The organism is Pseudomonas sp. MWU12-2345 (assembly GCF_023242385.1).
GTDB lineage: Bacteria > Pseudomonadota > Gammaproteobacteria > Pseudomonadales > Pseudomonadaceae > Aquipseudomonas > Aquipseudomonas gingeri_D.
Window position 1 is genome coordinate 18808 of the sequence record NZ_JALLJA010000009.1, and the last position, 15745, is coordinate 34552.

General features: G+C 64.4%; 15 protein-coding genes and 1 pseudogene. 3 read left to right on the forward strand and 13 right to left on the reverse strand.

Translation table 11 applies throughout. The annotated features are described in order from the left end of the window. The first annotated feature begins 73 nt into the window (after positions 1-73). Positions 74-958 (forward strand): LysR substrate-binding domain-containing protein, encoded by an 885-nt coding sequence (locus M5C71_RS18395; protein WP_103497833.1) that lies wholly within the window; start codon positions 74-76, stop codon positions 956-958. Here M5C71_RS18395 and M5C71_RS18400 read toward each other — a convergent pair. After that, on the reverse strand, positions 904-2076 hold the full coding sequence (locus tag M5C71_RS18400) for a contractile injection system protein, VgrG/Pvc8 family (RefSeq protein WP_349294017.1): 1173 nt from the start codon (positions 2074-2076) through the stop codon (positions 904-906). The genes M5C71_RS18395 and M5C71_RS18400 overlap by 55 nt on opposite strands. Further along, a pseudogene (locus M5C71_RS18405) lies at positions 1982-2737 on the reverse strand (type VI secretion system Vgr family protein); the annotation flags it as partial. The pseudogene M5C71_RS18405 and the gene M5C71_RS18400, both read right to left, overlap by 95 nt. A 214-nt stretch (positions 2738-2951) precedes the next feature. Here M5C71_RS18405 and M5C71_RS18410 point away from each other — a divergent pair. Then, on the forward strand, positions 2952-3656 hold the full coding sequence (locus M5C71_RS18410) for a YebC/PmpR family DNA-binding transcriptional regulator (protein WP_100942741.1): 705 nt from the start codon (positions 2952-2954) through the stop codon (positions 3654-3656). A gap of 44 nt (positions 3657-3700) precedes the next feature. On the opposite strand, the gene M5C71_RS18415 is transcribed toward M5C71_RS18410, so the two are convergent. The 9 genes from M5C71_RS18415 to M5C71_RS18455 all read right to left on the reverse strand — a co-directional run bounded on the left by M5C71_RS18415 (position 3701) and on the right by M5C71_RS18455 (position 13166). Then, entirely contained in the window at positions 3701-5011 is a 1311-nt protein-coding gene (locus tag M5C71_RS18415; protein ID WP_103497835.1) for a leucine-rich repeat-containing protein kinase family protein, read from the reverse strand. A gap of 88 nt (positions 5012-5099) precedes the next feature. Next, the gene (zapE, locus tag M5C71_RS18420; protein ID WP_248768437.1) at positions 5100-6245 is read right to left on the reverse strand and encodes a cell division protein ZapE; all 1146 of its coding nucleotides are present in this window, start codon (positions 6243-6245) and stop codon (positions 5100-5102) included. A 318-nt stretch (positions 6246-6563) separates the two neighbouring features. Next, the gene (locus tag M5C71_RS18425; RefSeq protein WP_248768438.1) at positions 6564-7565 is read right to left on the reverse strand and encodes an ABC transporter substrate-binding protein; all 1002 of its coding nucleotides are present in this window, start codon (positions 7563-7565) and stop codon (positions 6564-6566) included. Positions 7566-7650: 85 nt separating this feature from the next. After that, entirely contained in the window at positions 7651-8766 is a 1116-nt protein-coding gene (locus M5C71_RS18430) for an FAD-dependent oxidoreductase (RefSeq protein ID WP_248768439.1), read from the reverse strand. Beyond that, complete coding sequence (locus tag M5C71_RS18435) at positions 8763-10118, reverse strand: FAD/NAD(P)-binding oxidoreductase (RefSeq protein ID WP_248768440.1); 1356 nt, start codon at positions 10116-10118, stop codon at positions 8763-8765. The genes M5C71_RS18430 and M5C71_RS18435 overlap by 4 nt, the downstream gene beginning before the upstream one ends. Positions 10119-10172: 54 nt before the next feature. Continuing rightward, on the reverse strand, positions 10173-10463 hold the full coding sequence (locus M5C71_RS18440) for a (2Fe-2S)-binding protein (protein ID WP_103497842.1): 291 nt from the start codon (positions 10461-10463) through the stop codon (positions 10173-10175). A 7-nt stretch (positions 10464-10470) separates the two neighbouring features. Further along, positions 10471-11265, reverse strand: a complete 795-nt coding sequence (locus M5C71_RS18445; RefSeq protein ID WP_100942727.1) for an ABC transporter permease — start codon at positions 11263-11265, stop codon at positions 10471-10473. Beyond that, the gene (locus M5C71_RS18450; protein WP_103497847.1) at positions 11266-12141 is read right to left on the reverse strand and encodes an ABC transporter permease; all 876 of its coding nucleotides are present in this window, start codon (positions 12139-12141) and stop codon (positions 11266-11268) included. Then, on the reverse strand, positions 12138-13166 hold the full coding sequence (locus M5C71_RS18455; protein ID WP_248768441.1) for an ABC transporter ATP-binding protein: 1029 nt from the start codon (positions 13164-13166) through the stop codon (positions 12138-12140). Before M5C71_RS18455 ends, M5C71_RS18450 begins: the two co-directional genes overlap by 4 nt. A gap of 242 nt (positions 13167-13408) precedes the next feature. On the opposite strand from M5C71_RS18455, the gene M5C71_RS18460 reads away from it, so the two are divergent. Next, positions 13409-14248, forward strand: a complete 840-nt coding sequence (locus M5C71_RS18460; RefSeq protein WP_248768551.1) for an IclR family transcriptional regulator — start codon at positions 13409-13411, stop codon at positions 14246-14248. Positions 14249-14412: 164 nt separating this feature from the next. Here M5C71_RS18460 and M5C71_RS18465 read toward each other — a convergent pair whose 3' ends face one another. Next, the gene (locus M5C71_RS18465) at positions 14413-15162 is read right to left on the reverse strand and encodes an anti-sigma factor (RefSeq protein WP_248768442.1); all 750 of its coding nucleotides are present in this window, start codon (positions 15160-15162) and stop codon (positions 14413-14415) included. Further along, positions 15159-15665 (reverse strand): sigma-70 family RNA polymerase sigma factor, encoded by a 507-nt coding sequence (locus tag M5C71_RS18470; protein WP_152737351.1) that lies wholly within the window; start codon positions 15663-15665, stop codon positions 15159-15161. The genes M5C71_RS18465 and M5C71_RS18470 overlap by 4 nt, the downstream gene beginning before the upstream one ends. Positions 15666-15745 lie beyond the last annotated feature (80 nt).

A 15745-nucleotide genomic window follows, 5' to 3' on the forward strand; every position in this document is an offset into this window, starting at 1 on the left:
CATAAATTGCCGTTTGGCTTGTCATCAATCAAATTGTTTGTTGTTATGCGAGCTATCAGTGAGGCCGATAGCTATGAACCTGTTCCAACTGCGCGCATTCGATGCCGTGGCCCGCGAGGGCAGTTTTACCCGTGCCGCGGCCCGGTTGTTCATCAGCCAGCCGGCGGTGACCGGACATATCAAGGCCCTGGAAGAGCACTACCAGATCACCTTGCTCAGGCGCACGGCGCGACGGGTGGAACTGACCGCCGAGGGCACCCGGCTGGCGGCGATCACCCGGGCCATGTTCGGTCTGGTGGAGGAAGCCCAGGCGATGCTCGAAGCCAATCGACAACTGCTGACCGGACGCCTGGAGATTGCCGCGGACGGGCCCCATATGGTCATGCCGATGCTTGCGCGGCTGCGGGCGCGATACCCGGGGATCACCGTCAACCTGAGGCTCGGCAATGCCCAGGAAACCCTGGCGGCGCTGTTGTCCGAGCATGCCGATGTGGCGGTGCTGACCGAGGTCGAGCCGCGCAAGGGCCTGTACCTGCAACCCCTGAGCGAGTCGCGGATCTGTGCGCTGGTGCCCCAGGGGCATCCGTGGTTGGCCGAACCACAGGGCATTGCCCTGGAGCAACTGGACCAGGTGATCATGGTGCTGCGCGAGCCGAGCTCGATCACCCGGCGCACCTTCGATCAGGCCTGTGCCCTGGCCGCCGTGAGTCCACGGGTGCTGCTGGAACTGGACAGCCGCGAGGCGGTGACCGAAGCGGTGGCCGCGGAGCTGGGGGTGGGTATCGTCTCGTCGTTGGAAGTCAGTCCCGACCCCCGGGTACGGGCGCTGCCGATCAGCGGTGAGGGGCTGGGCAACCGGCACCAGATCGGTTGCCTGGAGCGCCGCAAGGAACTGCGGCTGATTCAGGCATTCCTTGGGCTGGTGCCGCAAACGCCGGGGGCATTCAGCCCGTCCTGAAGAAAGGCCTGGCGCTGGCGCTGGCTCCAGTGCTGCTGGATGTAGGCGTGCAGGGCCACGCATTGTCCTGGGTAGAGCAACCACAGCTGTTCCGGCGTGGCGGCCAACTCCAGGGCCAGTCGCCGTCTGTCGGCGGGGCTCAGCAAGGCCGCGCCACGGCTGTCACTGCGGCCTTCCAGAAGGATGTCATCACGGCTCAGGCGCGCCAGTTCCTTGAGTCCGGGCCGGGGCATTCGCACGACGTACCAGATGTTTTCGCCCAGGCAACGGGCGGTGGTTGTCGGCGGTTCATGGGGTTGCTCATACAGATAGAACTCCCCGGGGTCATCATCCGGTGCGCCGCCGCTCTCCTGTCCCTCCCACGGCGCGGCGCCGCCAGGCGGCCGGTCGGCCAGGGGCGGCGGGTCAATGGCGGCGTACAGGTCCCGATCGGTGAGAAAACCACAGATCACCGGTTGCTCCGCCTCGTTCTCGACAAAGTCGATCAGCACCTGGCTGCCAACCCGGGGGGCCTGGCTTTGCGCGACGCCGGGCGAGGCCCAGCAGCCCGGTGCGCAGTCCGCGGGCTGGACGCTGTTCGACAACTGTACCCGCAGGCGCCCCTGGGCATCCGGCCGGGCGGTGCCGGCATGCGCACCCAGTAGCGTGCCGATCTGATAACCCTGCGCCGCCGGGCGTTTTTCCCGTAAGGAGGGGCGAAACGGCGTGGCCCAGGGGATGGCCCTGAAGTGATTGCTGTAGCCGTCGCTGAAACACTCGTCATGCAGGCCGTCGTCCGCCTCGACACTGAAGGCGTCGACGGGGTATCGATCCAGGCACTGTTCGCCCAGATGCTGCACCTCGGTGATCAGCCATTGATCGTTGAGCGCCTGTCGTGGATGGCCGCCGATCCGCCGGACTTCGCCGCTGCGCAGGCTGTCCAGGTTGCTGTAGCCCTGGATCTGGCGTTGTTCGCAACGCAACCGTTCGAGGCTGCGCTGGCTGCGTTGCTGTTCGTGGCGCTGGCGCGGTGTGGGGGGGGGCGGTGTGCAGGCCATAGGCGTTGGCCTGGTTGGCGGCGCCGTCGTCGGGTGCTTCCGGCGGCCAGGCGGGAGCATGCCCGGGCAGTCGGCTGTCATGGCTGGCGAGCATCTGGTGACGCTCGTAGAGTTGGCTGATAAAGGGCTGTTCCAGTCCCGCGGCACTGTCGTGACAAGGCACCACGCCGGCTCGTTCGGGAAAGCTTTGCGGGTCTTCGGCGAACACCAGGACATGTCGGTGCGACGCCTGTTCGAAGTGATAGTGGATGCCTTCTTCCTCGCAGAGCCGGTTCAGCAACTGCAGGTCGTTTTCATCCTGTTGCAGGCACAGGGCCCGGCGTGGGTACAGGCCACGCTCAAGCTCGAAGCGGTAATCGGCGGCCTCCAGGTCGTGGGCTTCAAGCAGTCGCAGGAGAATCGCCGGTACGCTCAGATCGCAGAAGGCCCGACGTCGTTGGCAACGTGCCAGGGCTTGCAGGCGCGGCACCAGCACCACCTGGTAATGACAGAGCCGTGGCTCCAGGTAGCGACTGCTGATCTCCTCAATGATCCCATGCCAGCTGGCCTGCCCGCGGCCCAGACTCAACAGGGCCGGACGATGCAGCAGGGGTTCCAGGTCCAGGGCGGTGTCGCCCAGCAGTTCCATTTCGAAGCGGAAGGGTTCGTTCAAGGCCTCGCGGCCCTTGAAGCGGATGACCGGCAAGGGGTCAGGGAGCAGGCCGATGGTCAGTGAGATCTGTCGTTCCTTGTCCTGAGGCATTTCGTCTCTTCTCCACGGATTTGTGGCAGAGGGTACGAAAAGCCGTGGGCGCCTGGACACCGCAAAACGATGTTTGGGAAATTGCCTACGAACATCAGGGTAGAGTCGTAATCTTCGTCAGGTTTTGGTCGATTGGCGGGGACTGGCCGTATAAACTGGGCGGCAAAGCGTCGGCCAATAAATGTCACGACGCCTCTGATCGAGAGAGTGAGTAATGGGCGCACAGTGGAAGGTTAAACACAAAGAAGCGGCGGCCAACGCCAAGGGCAAGATTTTTGGCAAGCTGGTCAAGGAAATCACCATCGCCGCGCGCAACGGTGCGGATGTCTCCACCAACGCACACCTGCGGCTGGTGGTCGAACAGGCGAAAAAGGCCTCGATGCCTCGCGAGACCCTGGAACGCGCCATCAAGAAAGGCTCGGGCCAGTTGGGCGAAACCGTGCAGTATCACCGCGTGACCTACGAAGGCTTCGCCCCGCACCAGGTGCCGCTGATCGTTGAATGCGTCACCGACAACATCAACCGTACCGTGGCGGAAATCCGCGTGGCGTTCCGCAAGGGCCAGTTGGGCGCGTCGGGTTCGGTGTCCTGGGACTTCAACCATGTCGGCCTGATCGAGGCGTCCCCGGATAGCCCGGATGCCGACCCGGAAATGGCGGCGATCGAAGCCGGTGCCCAGGATTTCGAGCCGGGCGAAGAGGGCGCGACCCTGTTCCTCACCGAACCGACCGATCTCGACGCGGTGCAGAAAGCCCTGCCGGAGCAAGGTTTCACCGTGTTGTCGGCCAAGCTGGGTTACCAGGCGAAGAACCCGGTCAGCGGCCTGAGCGACGAGCAGATGGCCGAAGTCGAGGCTTTCCTCGAAGGCCTGGACAACCACGACGATGTGCAAGACATGTTTGTCGGCCTGGCGGGCTGATCCGCCAAGCCCCCCTTGTCACAAGGGGGGCTGATGCCCGGCAGTTATGCCAGGGTTGCGCAGATCGCCTCGAACCCCGGTCGCGCCAGCACATCCGGCTGGATGCAGCGCAACTGCAGGTCCTTGAGCGATTCAAGCACGCGCGGCTCCATCGCCCCGTCGATCCGTTCCAGCAGTTCGCCGAGCAGAATCCCGAACGCACGCACCTCGATCCGTTGCAGCGCGCGGGTTTCCAGGCTGTCGGTCGGTGCATGGAACGACGCGGCGCCAAAATCCCCGAGCAGGCAATCCCCGGCCTCGTTGTAGAGAATATTGTGTGCGTACAGGTCGCCATGGCAGAGCCCCAGGCGATGCAGATGCGCGCCCACCGAGGCGATCCCGCGGGCCATGCGCAAGGCTTGTTCCGGGCTGAAGCGGGTCTCGTCCCGGTACACATCACGGCTGCACGAATCGAGGCTCGGCAGTGCCGCAAGATTGGCGAACTGCGGATCGATCAGTTCCATCACCAGGCCGGCCTGGGCATCGGGGTGACCGCCGATGCGCCCTTCGACCTTGATCAGGTTCGGATGCAGGCCCGCCGCGATGCAGGCATTCATTTCATTCAAGGGCGAACCGTCGCTGGTCATGCTGCCCTTGTACAGCTTGACCGCCACCGGCAAGGCCGGCGCCTCTGGACGGCTCCAGCGTGCCTGGCTGATCACCCCCGAGGCGCCTTCGCCCAAGCGTTGCGCCAGTTGCAGCTGGCTCCAGTCGATGCTCGGGGTGGTGTCGCCGACCAGCACCTCACCGGTGTGATCAAGCTTCGGGTTACCGGCATAGGCGATCCAGGCCAGGCCCGGCAGGGTCAGCAGCCACTCGGGCAACTCGTCCAGCTGGTTGGCGGCGATGCGGATCAGCTCCAGCCGGTGACAGTCCGCCAGGCTGGCGGGCAGGGTGCGCAGGCGATTGCCTGCCAGCATGAGTTTCTGCAGCAGGGGCCGGCGGCCGAGTTCTTCCGGTAGCTCGGTGATGCGGTTGTCGGTCAGGATCAGCCAGCGCAGCTGGGGCGGCAGGGCGGCGGCCGGCACTTGCTCGATGCGGTTGGCCTTGAAGGCGACCATGCTCAGTCTGGCGCACTGGCCCAGGCACACCGGCAACTCGGTGAACTGGTTGTCCGAGCAGAACAGGATGCGCAGGTGTGGCAGCCGGTACAAGTCGTCCGGCAGGCTGCTCAGGGCATTGCCGCTCAGATTGAGGATTTCCAGGGAGTCGGCCAGCTGGAAAATCTCCCGGGGGAACTCGGTCAGCCCGCAGGACAGGTCGAGTCGCTTGATACCGGTCAGTTGACCGGCGCGCAATTGGGCAAGGGTATCCATAAGCGGGCGTGAGTACTCGTCGCGATCATCAAAAAAAGATCGCCATGATAGCAATGTTGTTCAGCAACGGCGCTGTGATGAGTGGGTGTCAGCCCTGGTTGAGGGACTCGGGTCCGACTTCGACCAGTTGCCCCAGGCGGCTGCGGGTCCGTGCCAGGTCGATGGCATTACCGCCCAGGCTGTCGCGCAGCGGCCGTTCGCCGATCAGCAGCAGGCGTTTGTCCTGGTCGTACAGCACGTCGATCAGGTTGATAAAACGCTGCTGGGCCGCGATCGAACAGTCTTCCAGGCTGGGCAGTTCATCGACGATCCAGGTGTCGAAGCGTCGGCACAGTTCCAGGTAGTCCATCACGGCGGTGGGCTGGTCGCAGAGGTCGGTGAACTCGAAACGCACGGTGCGCTCGGTACACAGACGCGCCTTCAGTTGCCGGGCGCCGACCTGCAGGGCAAAGGCCGGAGCCTGGCGCTGCGGCAATAGCAAGGCCTGGCGTTGTTCCGCAGTGCCCGGCCAGACGTACTGGCCCTGGGTGAATTGCTGTTGGCTATGGCTGCGTGGTTGGCTGCGGTAGTCATGGGGGCCGCCGACCTCCATGACCTCCATGCGGGCGTTGATCAGGTCGATTACCGGCTTGAAGCGGGCGTGATAGAGCGGGTTGGGCAACAGGCCTTCGGGCGGGTAGTTGGAGGTCACCAACAGCAGCACGCCACGTTGGAACAGCGCCTTGAACAGCCGATTGATGAGCATGGCATCGCCGATGTCATGGACATGGAACTCGTCGAAGCACAGCAGCCGGCAGTCTTTGAGCAGCTCATCGAGGGTCCGGCCCAGGGCATCGGGGGTTTCCCGGTGGAGGAACATGCCCTGGTGCAGGTGGGTAAAGAAGTCGTGGAAGTGCACCCGCTGTTTCTCGGCAATCGGCACGGCCTGGAAAAAGCCGTCCAGCAACCAGCTCTTGCCACGTCCGACCGCGCCGTGCAGGTACAGGCTGCGTTGGCGGCCCTGGTGCGCGCTGTACAGCAGCGCGCTGGCCTGCTGTGCCATGCGTTCGATGACCCGCTGCTGGCTCAGGCTCAGGGTGTAGCCCTGGTGGTTGGCCTTGCGTCGGAAATACTCGTGCACGTCGTGGGACAGCGGTGCGGCGCTGCCCTTGCCGGCGAAAGCCTTGCCGAAAAAGCGGCGCAAGGCTGGCCAACGGGATTTCACGCCAGGGCGATGGGGGGGCAGAGCAGCCAACGGAGAGAATCCCCTTGCATGAAGGTCCGGAGCGAGTTCATTCGTCAGATAGATCAGAAAAGGCGTGAAGGCATATCGATTAATCTTTAACCAGTTTCAAGTTTTACCGTGACGCTTCAATCAAGGCAACCACTATCCAACAGGAATGATGCCTTGGAAGGCTCTATTGTTTTGGTATTGTCCCTTGTGCATCGACGATGCATTTGTGGTGGCTGGCACCAAGGGTTGCTCGAGGGTCTACACCGACCAGAGCACGCCGTCGGCAGGGACCTACACCGACAACGTGATTCTGGATGTGGGTTTTTGAAAGGGGGGGGTCTAGCGCTCGATACTGCGGTTCCAGCGCGCGTTCCACTCAGGCCGCAGCAGGTTGACCTGATCCCAGTCGATGGCCACCGCGGTGTCCAGGTATTTTTTCATGGCCTCGACCTGGCCGCGGGTCTTGTCGGTGGTCGGGGTGTTGGGGTTGGACGGGATCTGGTCGCCATCTTCCAGCGCCGCCGCCTGGGCCTCGGGAGTCAGGAGGAACTCGGCGAGTTTCTGCGCCAACGCCGGCTCAGTGTTGTTGGCGATCGCACATTCGGCGACGTTCAGCACCACCGCGCCTTCCTTGGGTTGCGCGTACTCCACCGGGATGCCCTTGAGCTTGAGCGCGGTAACCTGGGTCGGGGTCAGCGGGAACAGTGCCGCTTCATCGGTCTGGACCATCTCCGAAAGCTTGGCCGAACTCGGGATGTACTCCAGCACATTACGCCCTACGCTGTTCGGCCAGGCCTTGAAACCCGGTTCGACATTGGTCTCGCTGCCGCCCTGGAGCCGGTTGAACATCAGGAAACCGTGCAGGCCGAAGGTCGAGGACGACATCGACTGGAACACCAGCTTGTCCTTGTACTTGCTGTCCGCCATGTCCATCCACGAGGTCGGCGCGGCCCAGCCTTTGGCCTTGAACAGCCGCGTGTTGTAGGCCAGCCCGGTCACCCCCAGGCTGACCGCCACGGCCTGGTCCTTGATCCGGCCCTTGGCCGGGATCTGTGCCAGGGTCGGGCTGTCTTCGAGCTTGCTGCACAGGCCCATGGAGATCGCCCGGTACATGATCCCGTCATCGAGGAAGATCACGTGCAACTGCGGATTGTCCTTGCTCGCCTGGACCTTGGCGAGGATGTCGGCGGAGGTGCCCGGCACAATGACTACCTTGACGTGATTGGCCTTTTCGAAGGGCGGCAGCACCTCGTCGGCGTACAAGCGTTCCATGGTCCCGCCGTTCATGCCCAGGTACAGCGTGGGCTCGGCCTGGGCCGGCGCGGCGCCCAGCAGGGCCATGAGAGGCAGGCAGGACAAACCGATCAGGGCATTGCGTTGAGTCTTCTTCCATGGCGCGATCTTCCTCTGGGTTCTGACGGCCCGCTCAAACGGCGGGAGTGGCGTGGAAACGGGTAATGGAAAAAGCTTCTATCGGCGTCGACGACTGGCCCTGGCACACCAGTTCGGCGAGGACTTCACCCACCGCCGGAGCGATCTGGAAGCCCGCCCCGGCAAAACCGAAGGCGTGCAGCAGGCCGGGTTGGGTACTGCTCGGGCCGATCACCGGCTGGCGGTCGGGCAGGTAGCCTTCGGTGCCGCTCCAGGTGCGGATCGCCTGGGCCCCTTGCAGAAACGGATAGAGCTCGACGGCCTGGCGCAGAATCTCCAGCACGGCGCTTTGTCCCGGTCGGGCACGGGCGTGGTCGAGGGCAAAACCCTGGCCGCCACCCAATACACAGTTGCCGCGACTGACCTGGCGGGCATAGATGCCACCGCCCTCGACACCGGTGCTGGCGTCCATCACCAGGGGCAAGGGCTCGGTCACCAGCATCGCCGGATGGCCGGAGTGCATCGGCACCGCCTCACCGAACTGTGCGGCGAGACCGCCGGCCCAGGCGCCGGCGCAATTGAGCAGCCAGGGCGCGCGGACTTCGAGGCCCTTTTGCGTGCGCAGGAGAAAACCTCGGCCGTCGTGCTCGACCTGGGTCACTTCGCTCTGTTCCAGCACCGTCGCGCCGAGCAGACGAGCCGCCCGGGCAAACGCCGGGGAGACCAGCCGGGGGTTGGCATGACCGTCGTCGGGGCAGAAGGACGCGCCCTCGGCGACCTGGCCGACCCACGGAAAACGTCGGTGCAACTGTTCGCGGTCAAGCACTTGCAGATCGAGCCCGAAGCCCTGGCTGCTGTCGGCATAGGCTTGCAGGGAGGCCAGGTCGTCGAGGCTGCGGGCCAGCTTGAGATGCCCCGAGCGCTGGTATTCGCCGTCGATGCCGATCAACTCAGGCAGGCGAGCCCAGATCCCGTGGGCACGCTGGGACAGCGGCAACTGCGACAGCGGCCGACCCTGGCGGCGCACACCGCCGTAGTTCACGCCGCTGGAATGCGAGCCGCAGAAGTCCCGCTCCAGCAACGCCACGCTGCGGCCTTGGCGACTCAAGGCGAGGGCCGCCGAAGCACCGACAATGCCGCCGCCGAGAATCACTACGTCGACTTCGATCATGGTGCGACCTCCACGCCGAACGGCAGCGGCTTGATCGGCGCCTGGGCCCGCAGACGGCCAATACTGTCCAGGGCCAGGCCGCTTTCACAGGCAATGATTTCCGCTGTCGCCGCGCCGCAGATCCGCCCCTGGCAGCGGCCCATGCCGACCCGGCAATGGGCCTTGACCCGATTGATTTCCCAGTGGCCTTCGCGGACCACCGCACGCACCTCGCCGACGCTGACTTCCTCGCAGCGGCACAGCATCAGCGTGTCAGGGACGTTCGCCGCCCAGCGCTCGGGGAAGGGGAAGGCCTGTTCCAGGCCTTGGCGGAAGCCATCGATACGTTGCAGGCGAGTTTCCAAAAACGCTGTCCGCTGTGGATCGACAGCGCGTCCAAGGTCTTCCAGTAGCGCCAGGGCAGCCCGCTCGCCGGCCATTTCCGCCGCATCGGCGCCCATGATTCCGGCGCCATCGCCGGCCAGATACACGCCCGCCACGCTGCTGCGTCCGGCACCGTCGCGCTCCGGCAGCCAGGCTCGGTTCAAGGGGTTCCAATTGAAACGGCAGCCCAGCAGATCGGCCAATTGGGTTTCGCTGCGCAGCCCGTGGGCGAAGGCCAGCGCGTCGCAGTCAAGCGAGCGCAGGCGTTTGCCCTGGCGCCAGCGCAACGACTGCACGCGTTGTTCGCCGTCAATCTGTTGCAGATGGGCGTCCTGATGTACCGGGATACCGTGGGCCGTCAGCCAACCGCGGTAGTACAGGCCCTTGGCGAGGGGCAGTGGCTGCCTGAGCAGACCGGGCAGGGCGCGGCACTGGGCGCTGAACGGCGTGCTGTCGAGCACCGCGACCACCTTGGCCCCGGCCTTGGCGTATTGGTAGGCCACCAGGTACAGCAGCGGTCCGCTGCCGGCGAACACCACCCGTTGGCCGATGGCACAGCCCTGGTATTTCAGGGCAATCTGCGCGGCACCGAGACTGTAGGCACCGGGCAAGGTCCAGCCGGGGATCGGCAACACCCGGTCGGTGGCGCCTGTGGCGACGATCACCTTCGTGTAGTCCAGGCGCCCGGCACGGCCTTGCTGCAAGGTGTCGAGGGCGCCGTCTTCGGCATTCCACACCAGTGTGTCGGGCCGGTAGTCGAGTTGTTCGCGCAGACGGTCCAGGGTCTGGTGAATCGCTACCGCCTTGCGGGCTTCGAACCCATAGAGTTTCACCGGAGAACGGCGGAAGTTCTCCGGTTGACGGCGATAGATCTGCCCGCCGCCGCGTGCGGCTTCATCCAGCAGGCAGGGGCGCAGGCCATGGGCAACCAGGGTTTGTGCGGCGCGGATACCGGCCGGTCCGGCACCGACGATCACTATCTCAGACATGCTCGACCCGCCGTCTTCTGGAAAAAATGCCACGGCCTTTTACCGACGTGCGGGTCATGCTGGCTTTCTCCCTTCCCGACTCACCTGCTGCCCGGCTTCGAGCATCGTCGAACAGGCGCGCACCCGGCGCCCGTCGGCCAGCCTGACCCAGCAATCCTGGCAAGCGCCCATCAGGCAGAACCCGGCACGGGGTTCGCCACTGAAGTCGCTGTGGCGCAGATATTCACCGGCGGTCAGCAGCGCGGTCAGCAGGGTATCGCCCTGCAATCCGCTGGCCGGTTCGCCGTCGAGGGTAAAATCCAGGGCCGGGCGATCGCCTTCGGCCAGTCGTGTCAGCAGCGCCATGTCGGCCTCATTGTTTGCCTACCAGTACCCGGTCCAGGCCATAGACCCGGTCGAGCAGAATCATCGTCAGCGCGGTCAGCGCGATCACCAGGGCCGAGACCGCCGCCATCATCGGATCGATGGATTCGGTGGCGTACACGTACATGCGCACCGGCAGGGTCTGGGTCGAGGGGGAGGTGACGAAGATCGACAGCGTCACTTCGTCGAAGCTGTTGATAAAGGCCAGCAGCCAACCACCGGCCACGCCGGGGAGGATCATCGGCAGGGTGATCTGGCGGAACAGCGTGAAGCGCCCGGCCCCCAGGGATTCGGCGGCCTGCTCGGCGCTGCGGTCCATGCCGATGGCGGCGGCCAGTACCAGGCGCAGCACATAAGGCGTGATCACCAGCACATGGGCGGCGATCAACCAGGCGAAGCTGCCGTTGACCCCCATCAGGGCGAACAGGCGCAACAAGGCGACCCCGAGCACCAGGTGCGGGATGATGATCGGCGAGAGAAACAGGCCATTGAGAAAGTCCCGCCCGGGAAACTGATGACGGGTCATCGCCAGGGCCGCCGGGACCGCGATCAGGGTCGCCAGGCTGGCGGCGCTGAAGGCCAGGATCAGGCTGTTGTAGAACGCCTGGACAAAGTCCGCGCGTTCGAACACCGCGCGGAACCAGCGCAGCGAGAAGTGCGTGGTCGGCAGGCTCAGGGTGTTTTCCGGGGTGAAGGCCACCAGGCACACCACCACCAGCGGCGCCATCATGAACACCACGATCAGGCTATGGAACAGTAGGGCCAACGGGCCGTTTCTGGACATTTACGCGGCCCCCAGGGATTTTTTGTAGCGACGCTCGATCATCCGGTTCCACGACAACATGATCAGCAGGTTGAGCAGCAACAGCACCACGGCAATCGCCGCGCCCATCGGCCAGTTGAGTTCCGAGAGGTACTGGTCGTAGACCAGGGTCGCGACCATCTTCAGCCGGCGTCCGCCGAGCAGGCCGGGAATCGCGAAGGAACTGGCGGACAGGCCGAACACGATCAGCGTGCCGGACAGCACCCCGGGCATCACCTGCGGCAACACCACCAGGCGCATCACCGTGGTGTGGCTGGCACCGAGGGACAGCGCGGCCTGTTCGGCGGCCGGATCGAGCTTTTGCAGCGAGGTCCAGACCGGAATGATCATGAACGGCAACATCACGTGGACCAGGGCGATCACCACCGCGAACGGCGTGTAGAGCAGTTTCATCGGCGCCAGGCCGAAGGCTTGCAGGCTCTGGTTGACCAGGCCGTCGGCACCCAGCAGCAGGCTCCAGCCGAAAGCCCGGACCACCACCGAAATCAGCAACGGGGTGAGGATCAGGATCAGGAAGATCGAGCGCCAGGGCGTGCCCATGCGGCTGAGGATGTAGGCTTCGGGCACCCCGATCAGCACGCAGAGCAGGGTGGTCAGGCCGCTGATCCAGAAGGTCCGCAGGAAGATTTCATAGAAGTACGGATCGCTGAACAGCAGGCCGTAGTGTTCCAGGGTGTAGGCGTGGTTTTTGACCCCGGTCTGGTAATCGAAGACGTTGAACGACAGCACGGCGGTCAGGCCCAGCGGCAGGATCAGCAGGCCGAGGTAGAGCAGCAGGGCCGGCGCCGACAACAGGTAGCCACGGCGCCCCTGGCGCATCCGCACGAGCAGGTTCATGCCGGCACCTCGCCGTGCTCCAGCACCCGCAGCAGCTCGGCCGGCCAATCCAGGCCCACCGCCGTGCCTTCGTTCAGCGGTGCCGAACCGTCATTGCGGCGCACCACCGTGATCTCGCCGATGGCGGTGTCGATCCGGTACAGCCACTGGCTGCCGAGAAAGAACCGGCTGAGGATTTTGCCGGGCAGACGTCCGCTACCCGCGGCCAGCAGGTCGATCTTTTCCGGGCGCAGGCTCAGGGTCAATTCGCCTTCGCCCGGCAGTTGCCGCACTTGCGGGCAACCACTGGCATCGCGGTCTCCCGGTAGCAGGTTGGCCTTGCCGACGAAGCCGGAAATAAAGCGTGTGCGCGGGTGTTCGTAGAGTTTGTAGGGGTCGTCGATCTGGGTGATGCGCCCGGCCTGCATTACCACCACGCGGTCGCTGATGGACAGCGCTTCGGCCTGGTCATGGGTGACCATCAGGGTGGTGATACCGACTTCGCGCTGGATGCGGCGAATCTCGAACTGCATCTCTTCGCGCAGATTGGCGTCGAGGTTGGACAGCGGTTCGTCGAGCAACAGCACCGGCGGTTCGATCACCAGGGCCCGGGCCAGGGCGACCCGCTGGCGCTGGCCGCCGGACAGTTCGCGCGGATAACGCTCGGCGTGCTGGTGCAGGCGCACCAGCTGCAACACCGTCGCCACCCGCTTGCGCACTTCGGCGGCCGGTACCTTGCGCATGCGCAGGCCGAAGGCGACGTTGTCCTCGACACTCATATGGGGAAACAGCGCGTAGCTCTGGAATACCACACCGAGGCCGCGACTGCTGGGCTTGGCGTGGGTGATATCGCGGTTGTCGAGAAGAATCGCGCCGGCGCTGACTTCGACGAAGCCGGCGATCATTTGCAGGGTCGTGGTTTTGCCGCAACCGGAGGGACCGAGCAGCGAGACGAACTCGCCCTTGTCCACCGAGAGATGCGTGGCGACTACGGCTTCGATCTCGCCATAACGCTTGCACACGCCTTCAAGTCGTAGAAAGGCCATAACTGCGTTCCACCTGTGTGTTGTTGTGTACGCCGGGGCGCACTTTTTTGTCATGGGCAGAGACGAAAGGGTATTGCCGGGGTGCGTGGTGCTCGACCTGTGTCGGCTACCGGTGTTGTTCGAATCGCCCCTTGTGGACGCAGAGTAGGACGAAGCCTAGGATGTGCGAAAGAGTGAATTTCACTGAAAGAATGATTATTTTCGCTTTCATTCATTGAATAAATTTTCAGATGGGAAAAGCAATAATGGATTCCACTGAGCGGAATGATAAGAAAAGTGAAGTCGGTGTCAGCGCGGTGTCTCGGCTGTTTGCCGTGTTGCGCAGCCTGGGGGAGACGCCGGAGGGCGGCGAACGGGTGACCCAGTTGGCCGAACGGGTCGGTTTGTCCCAGCCGACCACGCATCGGTTGCTGCGCAGCCTGGTGGACGAGGGCATGGTCGAGCAGGACGGGCGCAGCAAACGTTATCGCCTGAGCCTGGACTTTTTTGCCCTGGCGGCCCGGGCCGGGCAGACCGGCAATCTGCGTGAACTGGTGCGGCCGGCGTTATTGCGTTTGTCGGCATCGCTGGGGGATTCGTTGTTTCTCCTGGCCCGCAGCGGCTTTGATGCGATCTGCCTGGACCGTAGCGAAGGACCGTTTCCGATCCGCACCTTTACCGGCGATATCGGTGGGCGCGTGGCCCTGGGGGTGGGGCAGGGCAGTTTGGCGATTCTCGCCTTCCTGCCGGAGGAGGAGCGGGAAACGGTGATCCGCTACAACCTGCCGCGACTGCGGGATTTCCATCTGTATGACGAAGTGCTGCTGCGTTCGGAAGTGGAGAATGTGCGCAAGCTCGGGTATGCCGGTCGCAACACCGGGGTGCTGCAGGGCATGGCCGGGGTGGCGGTACCGATCCTGGATCGCGAGGGCCGGGCGGTGGCGGCGTTGAGCGTGGCCACCATCAGCGACCGCCTGGGACCGGATCGCCTGCCGACGGTGGTGGAGTTGCTCAAGCGCGAGGCGGCGACGATCGGGCCGCGGATCAATCCGTTTGATCCGTTGTTGCGGCGGCCGTCACAGATATTTGGCGCTGCACAGTAGGGGGTTCAGCTTGGAAAATCTTGGGTGGATTTGAGGGCCTCTTCGCGGGCAAGCTCCGCTCCCACAATATCGGCGTAGAACTCAAAGTTCGTGTACAACCGAGGTCCTGTGGGAGCGGAGCTTGCCCGCGAAAGGGCCCTCAAGAACAGCGAAAACCTCAGCCCCTAGAACCGCGTGGTCTGCTGCAACAGCTGCGCCGCCGGGCTGTCCGCCGGGGTCACCATCGCGTAGTTGTAGCCGCTGCCGGACCAGTACTCGGCCCGCAGTTCACCATCCCGCCGCCCACCGCGGTCCAGCAGATGATTCTGCGGTCCCGGCGGCCGTACGTAGTAGCTGATCCGCTGCCCTTGCGGGTTCTCATACAGCACCATCGCCGCCGCGCCCTGCTCGGTGCTCAGCAAGCGCGCACTGACCGGCTTGAACCCGGCGTTCTGCAAGTTCGGCAAGCGGTTGGCCTGGGTGAAGTACCGGTCGAGCCAGCCTTGCAGGTCGCCGCTCTGCTCGACCTTGAAGTCCGCCGGCAAAATGTCCTGGGTGGCGAACATGCGATAGGCCTGCACCGCATCGGCCATTGGCGCAGGCTGCGGGAAAGTCATCTGCCGCGCCTGCCAGCCGCTGACACCACCGATGCTCACGGCAATCAGCAGCACCGCGGCACTGGCCAGGTGCCGGCGGGACTGACTACGCAGGCGTCGGCGAATCACGCTCGGATCCAGCGCCGGGTTCGCCGGCATCTGCAAGGCACCGCCCAGGGCCGCGCGCAAGTGCTGGGCATCACGCTGCCAGTCGCGGACCTGTTCGGCCAGTTCCGGGTGGCTCGCCAGGTACGTCTCCAGCAACTGCCGGTCGGCATCGTTGAGCTGATGATCGACGTAGGCGTGCAGGTCGCGTTCGCTTGGAGGAATAGTGATCATTTCAATATCCGCAGGGAGGGGCTGGTGATTTCGCCTTCGCTGAGCTGACGCAGGGCCTGGCGGGCGCGGGACAGACGCGACATCACGGTGCCGGTGGGGACGTCGAGAATCTCGGCGACCTCCTTATAACTCAAACCTTCCACCGAGACCCAGAGCAACAAGGCCCGTTGCTCGGTGGGCAGCAGCTCGAAGGCTTCCAGGGTCGACTGGGCCACCACCGTGCGTTCCACCGAGGGCTGGGCATCGTCGCGGCCGGTAAAGAACTCGAGCATCCGCGCATAACGCTTGCCGCGACGGTGGGCGTCGATGAATTGGCGATACAGGATCGAGAACAGCCAGGCCCGCAGGTCGCCCTCGGCACGCTTGTCGCCCCAACTCGACAAGGCGCGCTCCAGGCTGGCCTGGACCAGGTCGTCGGCACTGCTGGGATTGCGCGTCAACGACACGGCGAAACGCCGCATTCGCGGGATCAATTCACGTAACTGCTCATCGAGATCGTTCATGGAATCCTGCGGGTTTTTAACCAGTCACTACGCTTGGACTAGCAAGACGCCTGGCCTCGAAGGTTATTCCAACGGCCGGA